Origin of the sequence: Heyndrickxia shackletonii (assembly GCF_001420715.1) — a bacterium.
Taxonomy (GTDB): domain Bacteria; phylum Bacillota; class Bacilli; order Bacillales; family Bacillaceae_C; genus Margalitia; species Margalitia shackletonii.
Genome location: NZ_LJJC01000004.1, coordinates 3,553,740 through 3,574,162, shown reverse-complemented (window position 1 = coordinate 3,574,162; position 20,423 = coordinate 3,553,740). Strand labels below are relative to the sequence as shown.

Annotated in this window: 18 protein-coding genes and 1 pseudogene; 18 read left to right on the top strand and 1 reads right to left on the bottom strand. The window is 36.9% G+C overall.

Features of this window, described 5'->3' with window-relative positions; genetic code table 11:
• Positions 1-249: 249 nt before the first annotated feature.
• From hemE to AN964_RS17155, 4 genes are all read left to right on the top strand, one after another.
• Positions 250-1,302, top strand: a complete 1,053-nt coding sequence (gene hemE / locus AN964_RS17170) for a uroporphyrinogen decarboxylase (protein ID WP_055740858.1) — start codon at positions 250-252, stop codon at positions 1,300-1,302.
• 5 nt (positions 1,303-1,307) lie between these two features.
• A complete protein-coding gene (hemH, locus tag AN964_RS17165) occupies positions 1,308-2,240 on the top strand; it encodes a ferrochelatase (RefSeq protein WP_055740857.1) in 933 nt (310 codons plus the stop codon).
• A gap of 149 nt (positions 2,241-2,389) precedes the next feature.
• Positions 2,390-2,962 (top strand): TetR/AcrR family transcriptional regulator, encoded by a 573-nt coding sequence (locus AN964_RS17160; RefSeq protein WP_055740856.1) that lies wholly within the window; start codon positions 2,390-2,392, stop codon positions 2,960-2,962.
• A 77-nt stretch (positions 2,963-3,039) separates the two neighbouring features.
• Complete coding sequence (locus AN964_RS17155) at positions 3,040-5,235, top strand: YhgE/Pip domain-containing protein (protein ID WP_055740855.1); 2,196 nt, start codon at positions 3,040-3,042, stop codon at positions 5,233-5,235.
• A gap of 32 nt (positions 5,236-5,267) precedes the next feature.
• Here AN964_RS17155 and AN964_RS17150 read toward each other — a convergent pair whose 3' ends face one another.
• A complete protein-coding gene (locus AN964_RS17150) occupies positions 5,268-5,846 on the bottom strand; it encodes an SCO family protein (protein WP_083489389.1) in 579 nt (192 codons plus the stop codon).
• A 214-nt stretch (positions 5,847-6,060) separates the two neighbouring features.
• On the opposite strand from AN964_RS17150, the gene AN964_RS17145 reads away from it, so the two are divergent.
• The 14 genes and pseudogenes from AN964_RS17145 to AN964_RS27145 form a co-directional block, all read left to right on the top strand.
• On the top strand, positions 6,061-6,465 hold the full coding sequence (locus AN964_RS17145; RefSeq protein WP_055740854.1) for a FixH family protein: 405 nt from the start codon (positions 6,061-6,063) through the stop codon (positions 6,463-6,465).
• A gap of 211 nt (positions 6,466-6,676) precedes the next feature.
• Positions 6,677-7,411: an MBL fold metallo-hydrolase gene (locus AN964_RS17140; RefSeq protein ID WP_055740853.1), complete on the top strand. Its 735-nt coding sequence runs from the start codon at positions 6,677-6,679 to the stop codon at positions 7,409-7,411.
• Between the two features lie 30 nt (positions 7,412-7,441).
• On the top strand, positions 7,442-8,431 hold the full coding sequence (gene lplA, locus AN964_RS17135) for a lipoate--protein ligase (RefSeq protein WP_055740852.1): 990 nt from the start codon (positions 7,442-7,444) through the stop codon (positions 8,429-8,431).
• Positions 8,432-8,994: 563 nt separating this feature from the next.
• Positions 8,995-9,693, top strand: coding sequence for a response regulator transcription factor (locus AN964_RS17130; RefSeq protein ID WP_055740851.1), 699 nt, complete (start codon positions 8,995-8,997; stop codon positions 9,691-9,693).
• Complete coding sequence (locus tag AN964_RS17125; protein ID WP_055740850.1) at positions 9,694-10,629, top strand: sensor histidine kinase; 936 nt, start codon at positions 9,694-9,696, stop codon at positions 10,627-10,629.
• Between the two features lie 96 nt (positions 10,630-10,725).
• A complete protein-coding gene (locus AN964_RS17120; protein WP_055740849.1) occupies positions 10,726-11,649 on the top strand; it encodes an ABC transporter ATP-binding protein in 924 nt (307 codons plus the stop codon).
• Between the two features lie 61 nt (positions 11,650-11,710).
• Positions 11,711-12,409 (top strand): ABC transporter permease, encoded by a 699-nt coding sequence (locus AN964_RS17115; protein ID WP_055740848.1) that lies wholly within the window; start codon positions 11,711-11,713, stop codon positions 12,407-12,409.
• A 182-nt stretch (positions 12,410-12,591) separates the two neighbouring features.
• A complete protein-coding gene (locus AN964_RS26475; protein ID WP_161809274.1) occupies positions 12,592-12,768 on the top strand; it encodes a hypothetical protein in 177 nt (58 codons plus the stop codon).
• 460 nt (positions 12,769-13,228) lie between these two features.
• Positions 13,229-13,930, top strand: a complete 702-nt coding sequence (locus AN964_RS17110) for a response regulator transcription factor (RefSeq protein ID WP_055740847.1) — start codon at positions 13,229-13,231, stop codon at positions 13,928-13,930.
• Complete coding sequence (locus AN964_RS17105; RefSeq protein ID WP_055740846.1) at positions 13,927-14,898, top strand: HAMP domain-containing histidine kinase; 972 nt, start codon at positions 13,927-13,929, stop codon at positions 14,896-14,898. Before AN964_RS17110 ends, AN964_RS17105 begins: the two co-directional genes overlap by 4 nt.
• Positions 14,899-15,323: 425 nt before the next feature.
• On the top strand, positions 15,324-16,094 hold the full coding sequence (locus AN964_RS17100) for an ABC transporter ATP-binding protein (RefSeq protein ID WP_055740845.1): 771 nt from the start codon (positions 15,324-15,326) through the stop codon (positions 16,092-16,094).
• The gene (locus AN964_RS17095) at positions 16,069-17,970 is read left to right on the top strand and encodes an ABC transporter permease (protein ID WP_055740844.1); all 1,902 of its coding nucleotides are present in this window, start codon (positions 16,069-16,071) and stop codon (positions 17,968-17,970) included. The genes AN964_RS17100 and AN964_RS17095 overlap by 26 nt, the downstream gene beginning before the upstream one ends.
• Before the next feature lie 654 nt (positions 17,971-18,624).
• Entirely contained in the window at positions 18,625-20,163 is a 1,539-nt protein-coding gene (locus tag AN964_RS17090) for a fatty acid--CoA ligase family protein (RefSeq protein WP_055740843.1), read from the top strand.
• Positions 20,164-20,287: 124 nt separating this feature from the next.
• A pseudogene (locus AN964_RS27145) lies at positions 20,288-20,423 on the top strand (IS5/IS1182 family transposase); the annotation flags it as partial.

Here is a 20,423-nt window from a genome sequence, read left to right as displayed (position 1 = left end):
CTACATTACTGTGTTTCTTTTATCTAAGTCGATGCCCATGAAAGTGAAATTGGCAGTTCTAATTTCACTCATCTGGATGCTAGAACTTTGCGTATCTACTTTTCGGCGAAAAAGTAAAGAATTTATGACAATTATTTCGGTTTACTATACTTTTAGTTATAAAACGTCTATAGTAAAAACAGACTACAAACGGATAATGTTAGAATACATAGAAGAGATTGTACTGCTTGAAAGGTGGGCATTTTGCAGATGACTAAATTAACAAATGATACTCTCATAAAAGCGGCAAGAGGTGAAAAAACGAAGCATGTACCTGTATGGTATATGCGTCAAGCTGGTCGTTCACAGCCTGAATACCGTGCGTTAAAGGAGAAATACTCCTTATTTGAAATTACCCATCAGCCGGAGCTATGCGCTTATGTAACAAGACTTCCTGTGGAACAATACAATGTTGATGCAGCGATTCTTTATAAAGATATCATGTCACCGCTTCCTTCAATAGGTGTAGATGTAGAAATTAAGTCCGGTATTGGACCAGTAATTAATAATCCTATTAGATCCGCCAGCGATGTAGAAAAACTTGGAGAGATTCATCCGGAAGAGGATGTTCCATATGTTTTGGATACTATTAAGCTTTTAACACAAGAGCAATTAACAGTACCGCTAATTGGATTTGCAGGTGCACCATTCACTGTGTCCAGTTATATGATTGAAGGAGGACCTTCAAAAGATTATAAAAAAACAAAAGCATTTATGTATACAGAACCAAAAGCTTGGTTTATGCTAATGGACAAGCTGGCAGAAATGACCATTACATATGTACGTGCACAAATTAAAGCGGGAGCTAGTGCTATTCAAATATTTGATTCATGGGTTGGGGCTTTAAATGTCGAAGATTATCGCACATTTATTAAGCCTGTCATGACAAAAATTTTCTCAGAGTTACGAAAGGAGAATGTTCCTCTCATTATGTTTGGAGTTGGAGCAAGCCATTTGGCATTAGAATGGAATGATCTTCCACTCGATGTTGTCGGACTTGACTGGCGTCTTCCTATCCGTGAAGCCCGTGCCAAAGGAGTAAATAAGGCTGTTCAAGGAAATTTAGATCCGACAGTATTATTAGCGCCTTGGGATGTATTAGAAGAAAGGGTAAAAAGCATTCTGGACCAAGGAATGGAGCTGCCGGGATATATTTTCAATCTTGGGCATGGGGTATTCCCACAAGTGAATCCGGATGTACTTAAACGTTTAACAGCTTTTATTCATGAATACAGTGCAAAGAAAATAAGTGAAATGAGGTAAGAAAGATGGCAAAAAAGAAAATGGGGCTTCTTGTAATGGCGTATGGAACTCCATACAAAGAAGAGGATATTGAACGTTACTATACACATATTCGCCATGGCAGAAAGCCATCTCCCGAAATGTTAGAAGACTTAAGAAGCCGTTACGAAGCTATAGGCGGTATTTCTCCCCTAGCCAAAATAACGGAAGAACAAGCATACGGTTTGCAAAATCGCTTGAATGAAGTTCAAGACGAGGTTGAATTTAAAGCATACATAGGTTTAAAACATATTGAGCCATTTATTGAAGATGCTGTCGGACAAATGCATGAAGATGGAATAGAAGAGGCGGTTTCACTTGTACTGGCTCCTCATTTTTCTACATTTAGTGTGAAATCTTATAATGAAAGAGCGAGTGTTACTGCTGAAAAACTTGGAGGACCAAGTATTACTTCCGTAGAAAGCTGGTACAAAGAACCGAAGTTTATTCAGTATTGGGTTGATAAGGTGAAAGATACTTATCAAAGCATGAGTGAAGAAGAAAGAAATTCAGCTTGTCTAATTGTTTCCGCACATAGCTTGCCGGAAAAAATTCTCCAATACGGGGATCCTTATCCTGAGCAACTGAAAGAAACAGCAAAATTAATTACAGAAAAAGCTGGAATTACGGAATACGCACTTGGCTGGCAAAGTGCCGGAAATACACCGGATCCATGGCTTGGACCTGATGTTCAAGATTTGACGCGCGACCTTTATAAGGAAAAAGGCTATAAAGCCTTCGTATATATTCCGGTTGGGTTTGTAGCGGAACATTTGGAAGTGCTATATGATAATGATTATGAATGCAAAACAGTAACAGAAGAAATAGGTGCAAGCTATTACCGTCCGCCAATGCCGAATGCAAGACCTGAATTTATTGATGTCTTGGCAACCGTTATTTTAAAGCATTTGGAAATGTAAAAAATCACGCTCCCTTTGGGAGCGGATTTTTTATTTCAAAAAAAACATTTCAGTCCCTTGATTCCCTAAATTGGTTGTGCTATATTATTCCTTGTGGAACTAATTGACTGATTCAGTATTTTGGTCATTTCGGAAAAGTGGTGAAATCATTGGCAATTGATCGCAGAAAATTAATTATCGATGCGGCTACTAAATCCTTTTCTTTATTTGGATACAAAGCAACAACCATGGACCAGGTGGCAAAGCTTGCGAATGTTGGAAAGGGAACCATTTATACTTTTTTCAAAAACAAAGAAGAATTATTCTATGAAATCATCACTTCTTTGTTAAAGGAAATGAGAGAGGCTGCGGAACAATTTATGCATTCTGATTTACCGTTTCATGAAAAGGTGGATCACACCCTTTTTAAATTATTGGAATTTCGAAAAGAACATCAACTATACATTAAGCTTTTTCAAGAAGAAAGTGATATAGGAACTCCCGAAGTTCAAGAAGTGATGCTCAAAATTGAAGATTCCATCCTGAATTATATTCAAAATATCATCATGGAAGCAGTTCAGAAAGGAGAAATCAAAGACTGCAATCCGGAGATTACCGCCTTTGTAATCTTAAAATTATATATCTCCTTAATTTTTGACTGGGAAAAGCATCGTGAGCCGCTCGAAAAAGAAGAAATCTCTAAACTATTTAAACTCTACTTATTCCAGGGATTATCAACTTGATGGTCCTAAATTTTTGAAACGTAATGACCAAATGAATATAACGGTCATTAAATACTAATTTTGGAGGTAAAAACGTCATGTTTATTGCTGAATTAAAGAAAATCCTCCGTCATCCAATGCTGTTGATTTCAACTTTAGCTATTACATTTGTACCTATTATGTATGCAGGAATGTTTATATGGTCGTTTTGGGATCCATATGGACACTTGGATCGTTTGCCTGTGGCAGTAGTAAATAACGACAAAGGTGCTGTATTGGACGGAGATCATTTAAAGCTTGGGAAGAAGCTAGCGGATAATCTAAAGGATAGTAAGGATTTTGATTTTCATATTGTAGATAATAAAAATGGATTAAAGGATCTTAAGGATCAAAAATACTACCTTTTAATTGAGATACCGCAAAACTTTTCCAAAAACGCGACTACTTTAATGGATGATCAGCCAAAAAAATTAGAGCTGAACTATATTCCGAATGAAGGGGCCAATTATCTTTCATCAAAAATTGGTGACTCTGCCATGAAAGAAATAAAGCAGTCCGTTTCAAAAGAAGTAACATCTACTTATGCGGAAACATTGTTTAGTAAGATCAAAGAAATGGGAAAAGGATACAACCAAGCATCGAAAGGCGCTTCCTCCTTGTATGATGGAGCAAAAAAACTGGATAACGGATCAAAATCAATCAAAGAAAATCTTGAAACACTAGCATCCAAATCAATAGAATTTCAAAACGGTGTAAATTCAGCTGCCAGTGGTTCTACTGATGTAGCGAATGGTGCATCCGACCTTTCTAAAGGTCTTAGCCAGCTTAAAGACGGAAATGATCAGCTTTTAAAAGGTGTACAGAGCGCAAGTAAAGGTTCTGCTGATCTCGCGGCTGGATCCAAACAACTAACAAGCGGTTTACAAGATGCTGATAACGGTGCAAAAAAACTTGTGTCTAATACAGATAAAATTCATGAAGGCGCTAAAGCTCTTGCGGATAATCTTGGTGCTCTAGGAAATGGAGCAACTAAAACAGCAGATGGAGCAAAACAAGTTCATGATGGAATAACCGCTCTTAAACAGCAATTAGAGCCATTTATGGCGACACTCCCAGATCAACAAAAAACGGTATTGCAAGCAACATTAGATCAATTGGAAAAAGGCAGCAATGATGTAGCAAATGGCGCAGATCAGCTTAGCACATCAACAGGCAAGCTTCAAACTGGTGCAAGTACAATAGCTGATTCGGTTAATAAATTAAACCAAGAAGGAAACAAACCATTGCAAAATGGTTTAGATACCCTTTTAGCAGGTTCCCAGAAGTTAACAGATGGTGCAAATCAATTAAATGCAGGCCAAACCCAGTTGCTTCAAGGAATGACTACATTTAATCAGAAGTTAGCTGATGCCGGCAGCGGTGCAAACGCATTGGCATCCGGAAGTAACCAGCTCAATGCGGGAATTGGGCAATTAGCGGATGGTGCAAACAAAATAAGTGACGGTACATCTAAATTGGCAGATGGATCAAAAGATTTAAACAGTGGTACAAACAAGTTAACGGATGGATCAAAAGAGTTAAAGAATAAACTTCATGACGCCGCAGATAAATCAGGTTCCGTCCATGCTGATCAAAAAACATATGATATGATGGGAAATCCAGTTAAGGTTGATAAAAAAGAAGTCAATAAAGTTCCGAACTATGGTACAGGATTGGCTCCATATTTCTTATCCCTAGGGCTGTTTGTCGGAGCATTATTATTAACGATTGTGTTCAATGTCAAAAACCCTGTTATCGCACCTAAGAATGGATTCCTTATGTTTACTAGTAAATTTGGTGTTATGGCAATAGTGGGTATTATCCAGTCGCTGATCGCAGCAGCTATTGCCATCGGTGGAATCGGTCTTGATGTGAAGAGCATACCAGTATTTATAGGTACTGAAATTGTGACCAGTTTAACCTATATGGCATTGATTCTATGTTTAACCGCTATATTAGGGGATCCTGGGCGATTCTTAGCAATCATTATCTTAATCCTGCAATTAACAAGCAGTGCGGGAACATTCCCACTTGAGTTATTGCCGCCTGCTTTACACCCAGTGCATAATGTATTGCCTATGACATTTTCTTTAAATGCCTTTAAAGCAGTCATTTCATCTGGCGATTATTCAACAGTATGGCATAACTTGGGATTAATGCTTATATACATGATTGCTTTTATGATAATCACCATTGCATACTTCACGGTAAAATATAAAAAATCACATACAGTACAAACAGAAGAAGCAGCATAAAAAAAAGTTAGGGCAGAACGCCCTAACTTTTTTTAATCTAATCCTTTAAGATCTTTTATAATTTCCTCAGCCTGAAAGTCTTTCCCACCTGAATAGTCCTTGATGATTTCCCCTTTTTTGTTTATTAGGTAGAAGCTAGTGCCATGAACAACTTGCGTATCATTTTCAGGCTTCTTTACTAGCTCTTTAAATTTGTCCAATGCAAACTTTTCGACATCTGCCTGTGAATAACCCGTTAACAAATGCCATGTAGAAAAATCAGGCTGAAAATTAGAAGCGTAATTTTTTAAGCGTTTTGGTGTATCTACCTCTGGGTCTACACTAAAAGAAACAAAGTGTACGTCTTTTAAACCCTCTTTCTTCGCTTTTTTCTGAAGCTCGCTCATTTGATAAGTTAATTGCGGACAAATTGTCGTACAGCTTGTAAAAATGAAATTTGCAACCCAAAGCTTCCCTTTCAAGTCCTTCATCCCAAACGGTTTCCCGTTTTCATCGGTGTAGGTGAAGTTTCCGACTGGTTCGCCTTTTTTATTACTTAAAGAACTGCATGCACTAAGACTAATTAAGGAAAAAATCAATAATAACAAAAGAGGTATTCGTAAACGTTTCAATATAGTATCCTCCATCATTTATTTATATGTATTTGACTTCATTATAGATGAAATATAAATTAAAAATTAGTTTATGGTCAAATATTCATGAAATGCTCAAAATTACCCTGACGATTGTTTAGTGAAAAAATTGTCAACACTTATTAACAAAACAGGCACTTTTTATCTCAAATGGAATGTTACCATAAAAATATAGAATTAGGGAGGTATCGTTATGTCTCGAAAAATGCTAATGATTTTATTTACCTGTATTACCGCCATTGCCTTATCTGCCTGCGGAAGCAATCAGTCCAATACATATGAAAAAAAAGTACCGGTAGAATTAAAGGTTGCTTTAAAAGTGCCGGAGAATGCTAATGTCAACGAAAAGGTTCCCTTACAAGCATTGGTAACACAAGGCAAAGAAAAGGTTAAAGATGCAGATGATGTGAAGTATCAAATTTGGGAAGGTGACAATACGAACGATAGTAAATACATAGATGCTAAGAATGATAAGAATGGCAATTATTCTGCCAGCCTTGAATTTGACCATGCAGGGACCTACCAGGTACAAGTTCATGTAACGGCAAGAAATCAACATGTGATGCCGAAAGCGAAAATTACGATAAGTGTAAAATAAGTAAGGGAGGCTGTCTCAATGGTGCCTGACACCTATTAAGACAGTCTTTTTATTTAGACTAAGCGCGGTTATTGTTAATGAAATTAGCCCGAACAAATATGATTTTGTATAAAAGCGTTAAACTGTTTTTCTCATAAGAATTTGGGTAAAATGGAGTATAGTAAAAATTGATAAGAAATGTCTATTGAACTATAATTTTAGGAGGATACATATGAAGTTAACGGTAATAGGTCAGTGGGGTGGGTATCCGAAAGTAAATGAAGCGAGCTCAGGGTATCTACTAGAACATGATCAATATAAATTATTGATTGACTGCGGAAGTGCAGTTCTGTCCAAATTGCAAAATTTTGTACAACCAGAAGACTTAAACGCAGTTATCATTTCTCATTATCATCCAGATCATATTGCTGATATTGGGGTACTGCAACATGCGCTCCTCATCGGAAAATATATGGATAAAAATATACAAACGATTTCTATTTACGGACATCAAGAAGACGAGCATGGCTTCCAAGCTTTAAATTTCCAGGATGTAACGAAAGCTGTGCCATATGATCCGAGCGGGAAGCTGCAAATTGGTCCTTTTTCCATTAGCTTTTTAAAAACAAAGCATCCTGTACCATGTTATGCCATGAGAATAGAGGCGGAGGATCAGGTATTTGTCTATACTGCTGATACATCATATATAGAGTCCTTGAACGCATTTGCGAAAGATGCGGATGTTTTGCTTTGTGAATGTAATTTCTATGGAAACATGGATGGTTCCGGGGCGGGTCATATGACTAGCTATGATGCAGGAGAACTTGCTAATCTTGCCGGTGCTAAGCGATTAGTTTTAACACATTTGCCTCAATACGGTGATTTGGAGCAATTAAAAACGGAGGCAGCCGAGAAGTTTTCAGGTGAGGTGATACTTGCCTATTACGGTCTTGGCATCCAGCTTTAAGAAGATATATTTGAATTTGGAGTGATACATATGTTGTTTATTGATAATAAGGGAATTACTGATCCGCAAATCAATTTAGCCATTGAGGAATACGCATTAAAAAACTTAGATCCAAATGAAACGTATCTTTTATTTTACATAAATCAGCCATCTATTATTATTGGAAAAAACCAAAATACAATAGAGGAAATCAATACAGAATATGTAGATAAAAACGGAATCATCGTTGTTCGCAGGCTGTCAGGCGGAGGAGCTGTTTACCATGATCTTGGCAACCTTAATTTCAGCTTTATCACCAAGGACGATGGAGAGAGTTTCCATAATTTCTTGAAATTTACCGAGCCTGTGATTAACGCATTGAAGAAATTAGGAGTTAATGCAGAGCTCAGCGGCCGAAACGATATTCAAGTTGGTGAAAGAAAGATTTCCGGAAACGCACAATTTTCAACAAGAGGACGCATGTTCAGTCATGGTACATTAATGCTTGACTCCGAGCTTGAAAATGTTGCATCCGCCTTGAAGGTAAAAAAAGACAAAATTGAATCAAAAGGTATTAAATCAGTACGAAGCCGTGTGGCAAATATTTCGGAGTTTTTGGATCAAAAGCTAACGATTGAGAAATTCCGTCAGCTTCTTCTTGAATCTATTTTTGAGGGACAAAATCCAATTCCTGAATATAAGCTTACAGATGAAGACTGGGAAAACATTCACCAGCTTTCTAAAGAAAGATACCAAAATTGGGATTGGAATTATGGCAAATCACCAAAATTCAATCTTCAACATTCTCATCGATTCCCTGTCGGAAGCGTAGATGTCCGCTTAGATGTTAATAAAGGAAAGATTGAAAATTGTAAAATTTATGGGGACTTCTTTGGCGTCGGTGATGTGGAGGACATCGAAAGCAAATTAACAGGAGTTCGCTATGAACGAAACGAAATTGAAAAAGCTCTTGAGGATATCGATGTCAAACATTATTTCGGGAATATAACGAAGGACGAGCTTGTAAATTTAATCTACTAATATTATGACCCTTTCACATTGGTGAGAGGGTTTTTATTTGTTTTTTAGTCCATAACCGTTTTTGTTAAATATAAAAGGGACGCTGTTTCCTAATGTGCAAGTTAGATGTTTATAAAAGCAGCTCTTATGGACAAATTTTTCCGTTTTGGGTTGAAGTATGTACATAAGAAGCGTTCAAAAGAAACACTTTCTCCGGTATGGCGATATATAAAGTCAAATAGTTCTCATGGTGTAATAAGTGAATTAAACTGTGTGCCGATTATCAACAATTAATGCATAAATATGTTCAGGTAAGGCTCCATTCAATTTCAGGATTGGGCCTTTATTTTGTCAAAAGGATTCCATGAATGGCAATGATTTTTTAAAAAGTAATGGATATTTATGCTAAAATGTTGAAAGGATTTAAAATCGTAGTTCTAAAGGAATGAACCACGGAGTGAAAACTATTTTTAGAAAATTAATACAAAATAATCACTAGTGTTTGTAAAATGAAACTTTCATTCGTTGATTGAATTGGGCATGCAAATTTATATAAAAGTATTACAGGAGAGGTGTTGTTTTTAATGCAGAAAACGATATTACTGGTTGAAGATGATCCGGCTATTAGTGATATGGTAAAAAAATATTTAAATAATGAGTCCTTTAGCGTTAAATGTGTTTTTGATGGCGAGGAAGCAGCGAATGCTTTTAAGGATGAGCATTATGATTTAGTTTTGTTAGATTTAATGCTGCCAAAGTTAAATGGTTTGGATTTTCTTCAAATGGTGCGGACAAAGAGTTACATTCCCGTCATTATTATGTCAGCAAAAGATAGCGAAGCGGATAAAGCGTTAGGACTCGGGTTTGGAGCAGATGATTATATTACTAAACCATTTTCGATGGTCGAACTAGCGGCAAGAGTGAAAGCGGCCATAAGAAGATCCACACAGTACATAGTCACTCAAATAGAACGAGATACATCCATAATCAAAGTACATGAGATTGAATTGGATTACGAGAATCATCGCGCGACAAAGAACGGCATGGAGATCAACTTAACATCAAAGGAATGGAAGATTCTTTGTTTGTTTTTTAAAAATCAAAAGAAGGTTTTTACAAAAGAACAGATTTATCGTTCCGTCTGGGAAGATGATTACTATGGTGATGAAAATATTATTAACGTTCACATGAGCCGACTGAGAGAAAAAATCGAGGATACCCCATCGAAACCAGCGTATATCAAAACAATATGGGGGATCGGGTACAAGCTGGGAGAATTTTAAATGATCACTATATTAAGCTGTGTCATTATTGCCCTTCTTATTTGTATAATCTATCAATATCAAACAAAGAAGGGAAGAAACAAGGATCTTGCTTACATAACAAATAAACTTGAACAGTTAAAAGCCTCACAATCAAGGGAGAGAATCCTCCTCACTACTGGTGATAAACAACTCATAGAACTGCTTGATTTGTTAAATCAACTTGTTGATGATCATCAAGAACATGCACGTCAGTATCTGAAAATGAAAGCCTCGATGAAACGAATGTTGGCGAATGTCTCCCATGATCTTAAGACGCCGCTAACAGTGATTGCAGGTTATATTGAGATGCTTCAGAACCAACCTCTAATGAATGAACAAGAAAGAGCGCGTTTGCTGCAACAAGTACATAGTAAAACGTTAGAGCTCATTACATTAATGAATACATTTTTTGACTTGGCTAAGTTAGAGTCAGGAGATCAAGATATTCCGCTTGAAAAAGTGAATGTAACAGAAATCTGTAAAAATAATATTCTATTGTTCTATGAATGGATCCAAAATAAAGGATTAGAGGTGGTTATTGAGATACCTGAAAAGCCTGTTTTTGCTCTCGGTAATGAAGAAGCATTAAACCGTGTATTAACTAACTTGATTTCAAATGGAATTCGCTATGGTGCTGATGGCAAAATGATTGGTTTAAAGGTGTTTTATGATGTAGCGAGGGTCTATGTTGAAGTTTTCGATAAGGGAAAAGGGATCAATGAAATCGAGCAGGAGCGCGTCTTTGAACGAATGTTCACGCTTGAAGAATCAAGAAATAAAGCCTTTCAGGGCAGTGGGCTAGGTTTAACCATTACAAAAAGACTGGTTGAAGAAATGCAAGGAGATATTTCGATACAATCCATCCCATTTGAAAAAACGTCATTTACTTTTTCATTAAAACGTCTTAATAAGTAGCTCACTGTTTTCTTAAGATTTTCGTAAGAATTAAGACAGAAAAAAGCAAGAGTCGATGGCTAGAATGAAAATTGATAGAAAACGAGGAGGGGCATCATGGATTATGTAGTACAGACAAGAAATTTAACAAAGACTTTCCAAGGGCATGATGTTGTGTCCAATGTAACGATGAATATTAGACAAGGTGAGATTTATGGATTTCTTGGACCGAATGGTGCGGGTAAGTCCACAATTATGAAGCTGCTGACCAATATGATTAAGCCTTCACATGGCGAGGTCACCATCTTCGGTGAACCGCTCAAACATGATTCTTTCGATTACTTAAAGAGGATAGGCAGTATGATCGAATACCCTATTTTTTATGAGAAATTGACTGCACGGGAAAATTTAGAGCTGCATTGTGCTTATATGGGATACCATAGCAAACAGGCGATTCGCGATGTTTTGGATCGGGTTGGGCTTGAAAATGTTGAGAATAAGCTGCCAAAAGACTTTTCACTAGGGATGAGACAGCGTCTTTGCGTCGCCAGAGCGATTATCACAAAGCCGGAATTCTTGATTCTAGATGAACCAATTAATGGATTAGATCCTGCTGGGATTAAGGCTATGAGAAAGCTATTTAAAACGCTTAATCAAGAATACGGTATGACCTTACTCATTTCCAGCCACATTATTGGGGAGATTGAGCAGATTGCAGACACGATCGGTGTCATTAAAGGCGGTAAACTGATTGAAGAGGCGTCCATGGAATCGATTAAGGCGAGAAATAAGGAATACATAGAATTGGTGACCAGCAATCAAAAAAAAGCAGCAATGGTGCTACATGATAAATTAGGCATTAATAATTTTAAGGTGGTTGATGATCAAACCATTCGCATCTATGCTGCAGATGTGCCTCAATCAGCCATTTCTAAGACATTAATACTTGAAGACATTAATATTGAGTCTATTGATAAAAAACGTACAACATTAGAAGAGTATTTCGTAAAAAAAGTGGAGTTAGATCAGGTCGTGAGTTAACGTTTTGAGGAAGAGAATAGTATAACGGAGTAATATATTAAGAGGCAAGGAGCCGATCATATTGTTTCATTTAATAAGACTTGAATCAAAAAAGTTTAAATTAGGATGGTTTGTTAAAGGTGCTATTCTTGCAAATATAATCATTCTGAGTATTTTATGTATAATTCCTGTCGTTGAAAAAAGTGAAGGTACCGAAATGTTAAAAGATGTGACAGGAGTTTTTACGATAAGTGGAGCAGGCGTTAGAGGTGTTTTTATCGTATTTGCCGCTGTACTGATTTCAAAAATGATTATTCAAGAGTTTAGGAATCGAACAATGTTTATTATGTTTTCCTATCCAATCAATCGTAAAAAAATCCTGAGTGCAAAATTGATTCTGATCGTTTTGATGACATTCATTGCTATGACAATTTCTCATATAGTGGTGATTTTCAGTTTTATTGGTTTGAATCAAATCTTTCATTTTACTTCTGCAATGAGTTTAACTTCAAGCGATGTTTTGGCGGAGATTATAAAAATCATCATGTTTAGCTTAACGACTGCAGTCGCAGCACTCGTACCGCTATATTTCGGGATGAGAAACTATTCTACACCAGCAACAATTATCTCTTCACTTTTAATTGTTAGTGTGACATGCCAATCGATGGGTCCGAATTTCTCATTAGCAGGTATTATTTATATTCCGCTAGCCTTAGCAATAATTGCTCTTGGTATTGTTGTGTTAGCCATAAGGAAAATTGACCGCATTGATTTAAATTAAGCACTGACTGTTTAGTGGACGGAAGCTTTATTAGAATTACATTGCCCAAGACTGATCAGGAAATTTTTAAAATCAGGCACTATCATTAATTGTAAATAAAACCTTTAAGTAATGTTTTGATTAAACTTTAGACATACATTGATACAAAAAATCGATGGGATGGATGAAAAAGGAGTATAGAAATGGAAATAAGTAGCTTAATCAATATGATATTTGGTGTACTATTGGTAATTATAAGTTTTGTCTCATTGCTTGTAAGTAAACGAAAGGGGAGGAAAAATAAATGGGCAGGATGGGTAATTCTAATTGGTAGCTGTGCAATTATAACGGCTGTCGTTAACTTGGTTGTTCTGCATTAAACTATCAATTTGTATAACCGAATTGCGGATATTATTTTCTTACCTTTCTTAATTAATAAAAATTATACCTTTATAAAGCCGAAATCCATTCTTTCAAAATAAGGATTTCGGTTTTTTTTTAATAAATCAACTTAAATTCAATCGGATAATTTTTGCGCATGACTCGTTTTACTCAAAGAGAATCCCTCCTGCATGACAGTATAGGCTTTCTTACAACAGGAGGGACGCCGATCTTATAATAAGAACAGTGGCTATGGTGGGATAACGTAGCACAAAATGGATCAATCTTTTTTCAAATAGGATTCTATTTAGTTATAGTAATTTTATATGTTTTGAGGTGTTCTAACTATTCTAATACTACACCTCTAAGAGACAGAACGAATGTAAAACTTGGTATTATCCAAAAAAAGAAATCTTTGTTAAAATCAATGAAGGAAAATAGGCGGAGGGGGAATCGATCATGTTTAAAATTTTTATCATTGAAGATGATAAGCAGCTAGTTAGACTTCTTCAGGAGCATTTACATAAATTTGGCTTTGAAACAAAATCAGTTGTGGACTTTGATTCAATTAGATCCGAGTTCGAACAATTTTCACCGCATCTTGTATTGCTGGATGTGAATCTACCTAAATTTGACGGTTATTATTGGTGCAGACAAATTCGTAATATATCAACCTGCCCGATACTGTTTATTTCTGCACGTGATGGAAAGATGGATCAAGTTATGGCTTTGGAAAACGGAGGAGATGATTATATAACAAAGCCATTCGATTACGAAATAGTAATTGCAAAGATTAATAGCCAGCTTCGCCGCGCATATGGCAGCTATGCCGGGTCTCAAAATGAGCGCTCTTTGAGTGTGAATGGATTAAAGCTTGATGTTGAGCGCTTAATACTTTCCGTAGGTGACAACACGGTGGAATTAAGCCATACGGAAGCAAAAATTCTTGATGAATTAATGAAAAAGTCGGAACGAGTGGTAAGCCGTGATCGTTTACTTGAAAAAATATGGGATGACCAAGCATTTGTGGATGATAATACTTTAAATGTCTATATTACTCGTGTAAGAAAGAAATTAGCTTCTTTACAAATTGAAGATGCAATCGAAACGATTCGCGGTCAAGGATATCGGCTTATGCCTAATTGGGGTGAAGCGGAGTGAAACTTTTCTTACGTGAACAGCTCCCGCTTATTCTCTTTTATATCATCCAGCTTTTTATTATCACCATTGTTTATTGGCTTGATGGCTATAGGCATTTAACCATTTCATTATATGCCGCATTACTTAGCGGCTGTTTGCTTATCGGTTATCTTGTATTTCGATACATAACAAACCGTAGTTTCTACCAACGCTTAGAAGATCCGCTTTCCAATATTGATGAATTTATGAATGTCGATCATAGTACTCCATTAGCTGAAAGCCTTCACAATTTGCTTACAAGTCAATTTAGACTTTATAAAACGGACTTGCATGATTATCGGCGGAAGCTTGAGGGACATATTCAATTTATTAACCAATGGGTTCATCAAATGAAAACACCAATTTCGGTTATTCATTTAATGATACAAGATAAAGATGAACCTACCTATACTGCAATAGGGGATGAACTTGACCGATTAAAGAAAGGCCTGGAAATGGTGTTGTATACCTCGCGTCTAGACACGTTTGAGCGGGATTTTTATGTTGAAACACTCCAGCTTGAAAATATTATCCGTTCCGTTACATCCGCACAAAAACGATTATTTATTCGGAGGCATGTCTTTCCAATGATTCAGGTGGATAGTAATCTTCAGGTTGCGACAGATGAAAAATGGCTTTCATTTGTCCTTACTCAGCTTATTACTAATGCAGTGCGCTATACAATGTATGAAAATCGGAAAATCTACTTTCGCGGATATATCCGCGGCATGCATACCATCCTTGAAATACAAGATGAAGGCGTCGGCATCCCCAAAAGTGATTTACCACGTGTCTTTGATCCCTATTTTACCGGCGAAAATGGCCGCAACTTTCAAGAATCAACGGGTATGGGTTTGTATTTAGCAAAGCAAATTTGTGAAAAACTCGGACACCGAATCGAAATTGAATCAACTGTGAACGAAGGCACGACAGTACGAATTATCTTTTAAGTGACAGGCACCATGTGAATATTTCACATGGTGCCTGTCACCACAAATGGACAAATGGCAAGAGTGTCCACACAGGAGAGACACCTTTCTTCAATTTTAAGTTTTTTGTTCTATAAATTATTTTACAAGTATAGTCTTTGTCTAGCTCCAAGTGAAATTGGCACTTCAAATTTCACCAGCGCCTAATCGGCTATCTGATTTCTCCCTCTCCTCCCTACGATAAGTCAACATCAGTTCGTGAACTACCTCACTGTGTTTCCTTTATCTCGAGGTGAGCGACTACGAAATCCGTACGCCGATGGGCAAGGCGCTTCCGCTTTTCTTCTACCTTACAATTTTGTAAGCTAACTGTAAGTTAACGAAATGGTTGTATTTCATGAATCTAGATAAAATGAAGATACAAAATGATACAGGGAGTGATAAGAATGTCGATTCTAGAGGTGAGACATTTAGAGAAGATTTATGAGGGAAAAGTCGCTCATAAAGCATTAAATGATATTAATTTTTCCATTGAAAAAGGGGAGTTTGTCGGGATCATGGGTCCTTCAGGAAGCGGGAAAACAACGCTTCTCAACCTAATTGCAACAATCGACCGCCCGACATCCGGCGAAATCAAGATAAACAGCAAAAATCCGCATGTTTTAAACCGAAAAGATACTGCACTATTTAGAAGACATGAGCTCGGCTTCGTTTTCCAGCACTTTAATTTACTTGATACATTAACGGTGGAAGAAAACATTGTGCTGCCCCTCACACTGGATGGTGAAAGTATTCGAGAAATGAACAAAAAGCTGCAAACTGTCACAAAGAAGCTGGGAATTGACCATATTTTAAAGAAAAGAACTTATGAAATATCTGGAGGACAGATGCAAAGAACGGCAATTGCACGAGCTATCATTCACAATCCCTCTCTTATTTTAGCGGACGAGCCAACTGGTAACTTAGACTCGAAATCAGCGAAGGATGTTATGGAGACTCTAACTGCCATTAATCAAGAAGACGGAGCTACTGCATTAATGGTAACCCACGATGCGGTTGCAGCAAGCTATTGCCACCGTGTGATTTTTATCAAGGACGGCCAATTATACAATGAAATTTACCGCGGGGATAACCGCCAAGCATTCTTCCAAAAGATTATTGATATGCTTGCTTTGCTAGGAGGAGACAGCAGTGACCTTTCCGCAGTTCGTGTATAGAAATGTTGTCCGTAATAAACGGACATACTCTGCCTATTTTCTAAGCAGCGCATTTTCCGTTTTAATTTTCTTTGTGTATGCACTATTTATTTTTCACCCAGATATAAAACAAGGTGTAACTTCTGCTGTTGCAGTTCAGCTAATGACTGCAGCTGAAGTGATTATGTATCTTTTTGCCTTTTTATTCGTCCTATACTCTGTCAGCACATTCCTAAAATCACGGAAGCGTGAATTTGGAATACTAATGATGCATGGCATGACAAGAAGCCAATTAAATCGTATGGTCTTTTTGGAAAATATGCTTATAGGTATTGGGGCAATTATTCTTGGCATTGGTGCAGGTATTATCACTGGAAAATTGTTTTTAATGATCGGATCAAGGATGATTGGGATTGATTCACTATCCTTTTATCTTTCCTTTAAAGCATTATTGCTAACGATATGTGCGTTTTTAATTCTATTCTTTTGTATTTCATTATTTACGACGATTCTTCTAAGAGTAAATAAACTGATAGATTTATTCCAAGCTGGCGAAAAGCCGAAAAAGGAGCCGAAAGCTTCGGTACTACTATCACTGTTTGCAGCTGTTCTGCTGCTCTTAAGTTATTACTTGGCGGCAACAACAACTATGGGGACCATTCTTTTTAGAATTCTCCCAGTCATTGCGATGACTATTGTGGGAACATATTTTTTCTATACACAACTATCCGTATTTGTAATAAAAATGCTGCAAAAAAATCGTTTTTTCTTTTGGAAGAAAACTAATATCATAACGATTTCAAGCCTTGCCTATCGCTTAAAGGATAATGCACGCATGTTCTTTATGGTCACGATCGTTTCAGCGGTTGCGTTTTGCGCGGTAGGAACACTTGCTTCGATGAATATTATGAACAAGCAATTCAAAGATGATTATCCTGCAGCAATCAGCTATACCGCGATGGATGATCAACCAGTACAGCAGCAAAACTTGCAGCAAATCAAAACAGAATTGAACAATAAAGGTATTCCTTATACGACATCAAGCGCTGTAATCAAAAATGTGGAAGTTGCTTCAGAAAATACAGGCTATCGTTATCCAGTCAAGGATATTGATATTATTTCATTCTCTGATTATAAAAATATCGCAAAAAGTGCAGGATTTGATGTTCACGAGAAACCGTTAACTGGAAATGAAGCTTTGGCAATGTTATACTCCCATAATCAAATGGAGTTCAAACCTGTCATGTATACATTGAAACAGGATAAAATTAAACTTAATGCAAAGAAGCTGTCTAAAAATGTGGCGATTCCATTTCGAGCGGGTCTAATAGTCAGTGATGAACTTTATAAAAAACTAAAGCCGGTTAAAACAAATACTTTCACAGGATTCTTTACGAAGGACTTCGAAAAAACGGCTGGCATTGCAAAAAAACTTGCACCAGAGGGCAGCTCTTATTTCTCTGAAAATCATCATTATGAAATACAAGTCAGTGGTACGATGTATCAAAATCAAATGAATATGTTTAAAACGATGTTATTCGTTGCGTTATTAATTGGTGCTGTATTCTTTATTGCAGCCGGCAGTTTCCTGTATTTCCGCCTGTATGCGGATCTGGATTATGACAGACGACAATATTTAACGATTAAAAAGGTAGGATTAACAGATCAGGAATTAAACAAAATTGTTACCCAGCAGCTTGCGTTGCTATTCTTTGTTCCGATTGTCGTAGCATTTGTTCATAGTGCGTTTGCTTTTATGGCATTGCAAAGCTACTACTCATTATCAATTGTTTCTGAGATGGTTATTGTTCTGGCAAGCTTCCTGATTGCTCAATTGATATACTTCTTCCTCATTCGATATCGTTATTTGCGAAACTTGAAGAAGACATTAATTTAGTACTATCGGTCTGTAATTTTGGGGGACAAAAACATTAAATAGAAACCGGAATGGGAATCATTCCGGTTTTTACTTTAAACATAGACTTAAAGAACGCCAGGACCGTTGTGAAAACCACACCTGTAAAAATTTTAATTTGTATAATGTTAGAGGACAGACGTTCCGTTATTGCTGTAAAAAATCGTATTTTCTTCGAATTTGCGGACCTACATTCCGCTATTTGATGAAAATCTTGAAAATTACCAATAAAAATAGCTTATAACGGAACGAGTGTCCGATAATAGCCCAAAACCAAGCAATTTGTCACAGATAAGGGATTTAGAGTCCGCGGAAAGTTCATTGCGGCCCCAGTTTCCCTTATTTACAAAAAATTGTCCGTTTTAACTGCCTTTGCGGCCCCACATTCCGCTATCCAATGAAAATAGCTGTCTTTTGCTTTAACAACGGAATGTGTGTCGGTTCAACTCCCAAAATGCCTTTTTGTCACTGATAACGGAACCACTGTCCGGTCAAAGGCTATTCTACCAATCAAGTTTCGCCTATAAGTTTTTTTATGACATTCCCCCAAGACATCTTGTATCCCTAAAATTCTTTCTATATAATATATTTAGAAAATTAAAATGAATGATTATTCATTCAGAAAGGGGAGGGAATATGGATTTAACAACAAGACTTCACAACACATCAATAGAAAGCGCTGACAAAATTGCTTATTATTTCATGGATCAACCAACTACATATGCCGAGTTGGATGCGGCAGTCACAAAATTTGCAAGCGGGTTGGAACAATTGGGGTTGAAAAAAGGGGACCATATTGCACTTCTTCTTGGTAATTCGCCGCATTTCATTATTGCCCTGTATGGAGCAATGAGACTTGGTGTGACGGTAATTCCGGTTAATCCAATCTATACACCGGAAGAAATAGGCTATATTTTATTGAATGGGGATATAAAAGCAGTAGTAGCACTTGACCTTCTAGTGCCACTTGCTGAAAAAATGGGGGCAATGCTTCCAAAGGTAGAACATTATATTATTTGTGAATCGGATCCGACTAAAAAAGTGGAGCCTCCTGCAAACGATAAATTGAAATCGTTTGCAGAAGTTGTTGCATCAGGGGATTTAGCGTTTCAAGGACCACAAATTTTTGAGGATGATGTTGCTGTCATTCTTTATACATCCGGCACAACCGGAAAACCTAAGGGTGCCATGCTTACTCACAAAAATCTATATTCCAATGCAAGCGACACAGGTATGTATTTAAAAATGAACAATGAGGACCGTGTCATCACTACCTTGCCAATGTTTCATGTTTTCAGCCTTACAGTCGTCGTTAATGCGCCACTTATAAGCGGAGCAACTCTATTAATCGCACCTAAATTTAGTCCAAAAGATATTTTTAGATTAGCAAAAAAATATGAAGCTACTATTTTTGCTGGAGTTCCAACTATGTATAATTTCTTATACCAATATCCAGAAGGAGATCCAAAGGATTTTTCATCCCTGCGCTTATGTATTTCCGGAGGGTCATCACTTCCTGTTGCCTTATTGAAAAACTTTGAAAAGAAATTTAATGTTTTTGTCTCTGAAGGGTATGGTTTATCGGAAGCATCGCCTGTGACAGCCTTTAATCCGCTTGACCGTCCAAGAAAGCCGGGATCCATTGGTACTTCCATCTTAAATGTAAAAAATAAAGTAGTGGATGTGTTAGGGGAGGAAGTTCCGGTTGGGGAAGTTGGAGAGTTGGTAGTTCAAGGACCTAATGTCATGAAGGGCTATTATAAAATGCCGGAGGAAACAGCTGCAACCATTCGTGATGGATGGCTATACACCGGGGATCTTGCAAAAATGGATGAGGAAGGCTATTTCTATATTGTCGATCGTAAAAAGGATATGGTGATAGTAGGAGGGTTTAATGTTTATCCTCGTGAAGTAGAAGAGGTATTATATGATCATCCGGATGTAGTAGAGGCTGCTGTCATTGGTATTCCGGATCCGGAACAAGGAGAAGCAATAAAATGCTTTGTTGTAACTAAAAATAGTGAATTAACTGCACAAGCATTAATGAATTATTGTAAAGAAAGATTAGCAAAATATAAGCTTCCAACAATAATTGAATTTATTGATGAGCTGCCGAAAAATACAACGGGAAAAATATTAAGAAGAGCTTTAAAGGATCAAATCCCATCTAAATAAGGAGAAAAAAATGCAGAATAATAATTCTGCATTCAGACTGTAGACAAACTCGATGAAGATCGAGCTTGCCTACAGTCTTTTTTGTTTTAAAATATAAATAGAAATAATACTTGGGGTGATGAAGATGCTTTCAAAACATAATTCCATTCAACGTGATCAAGTAGAAATGATCGCTTTAGACCAGTTGGTTCCCGAAAATCATTTAGTCCGAAAAATGGAGGCAGTGATTGATTTCTCTTTCATTTTTGATTCAGTGGAAG

Bases quoted from the DNA above. Each gene is read 5' to 3' on its own strand.
- hemE (WP_055740858.1), top strand. From the start codon at position 250: ATGACTAAATTAACAAATGATACTCTCATAAAAGCGGCAAGAGGTGAA.
- hemH (WP_055740857.1), top strand. From the start codon at position 1,308: ATGGCAAAAAAGAAAATGGGGCTTCTTGTAATGGCGTATGGAACTCCA.
- AN964_RS17155 (WP_055740855.1), top strand. From the start codon at position 3,040: ATGTTTATTGCTGAATTAAAGAAAATCCTCCGTCATCCAATGCTGTTG.
- AN964_RS17145 (WP_055740854.1), top strand. From the start codon at position 6,061: ATGTCTCGAAAAATGCTAATGATTTTATTTACCTGTATTACCGCCATT.
- AN964_RS17140 (WP_055740853.1), top strand. From the start codon at position 6,677: ATGAAGTTAACGGTAATAGGTCAGTGGGGTGGGTATCCGAAAGTAAAT.
- lplA (WP_055740852.1), top strand. From the start codon at position 7,442: ATGTTGTTTATTGATAATAAGGGAATTACTGATCCGCAAATCAATTTA.
- AN964_RS17130 (WP_055740851.1), top strand. From the start codon at position 8,995: ATGCAGAAAACGATATTACTGGTTGAAGATGATCCGGCTATTAGTGAT.
- AN964_RS17125 (WP_055740850.1), top strand. From the start codon at position 9,694: ATGATCACTATATTAAGCTGTGTCATTATTGCCCTTCTTATTTGTATA.
- AN964_RS17120 (WP_055740849.1), top strand. From the start codon at position 10,726: ATGGATTATGTAGTACAGACAAGAAATTTAACAAAGACTTTCCAAGGG.
- AN964_RS26475 (WP_161809274.1), top strand. From the start codon at position 12,592: ATGGAAATAAGTAGCTTAATCAATATGATATTTGGTGTACTATTGGTA.
- AN964_RS17110 (WP_055740847.1), top strand. From the start codon at position 13,229: ATGTTTAAAATTTTTATCATTGAAGATGATAAGCAGCTAGTTAGACTT.
- AN964_RS17100 (WP_055740845.1), top strand. From the start codon at position 15,324: ATGTCGATTCTAGAGGTGAGACATTTAGAGAAGATTTATGAGGGAAAA.
- AN964_RS17090 (WP_055740843.1), top strand. From the start codon at position 18,625: ATGGATTTAACAACAAGACTTCACAACACATCAATAGAAAGCGCTGAC.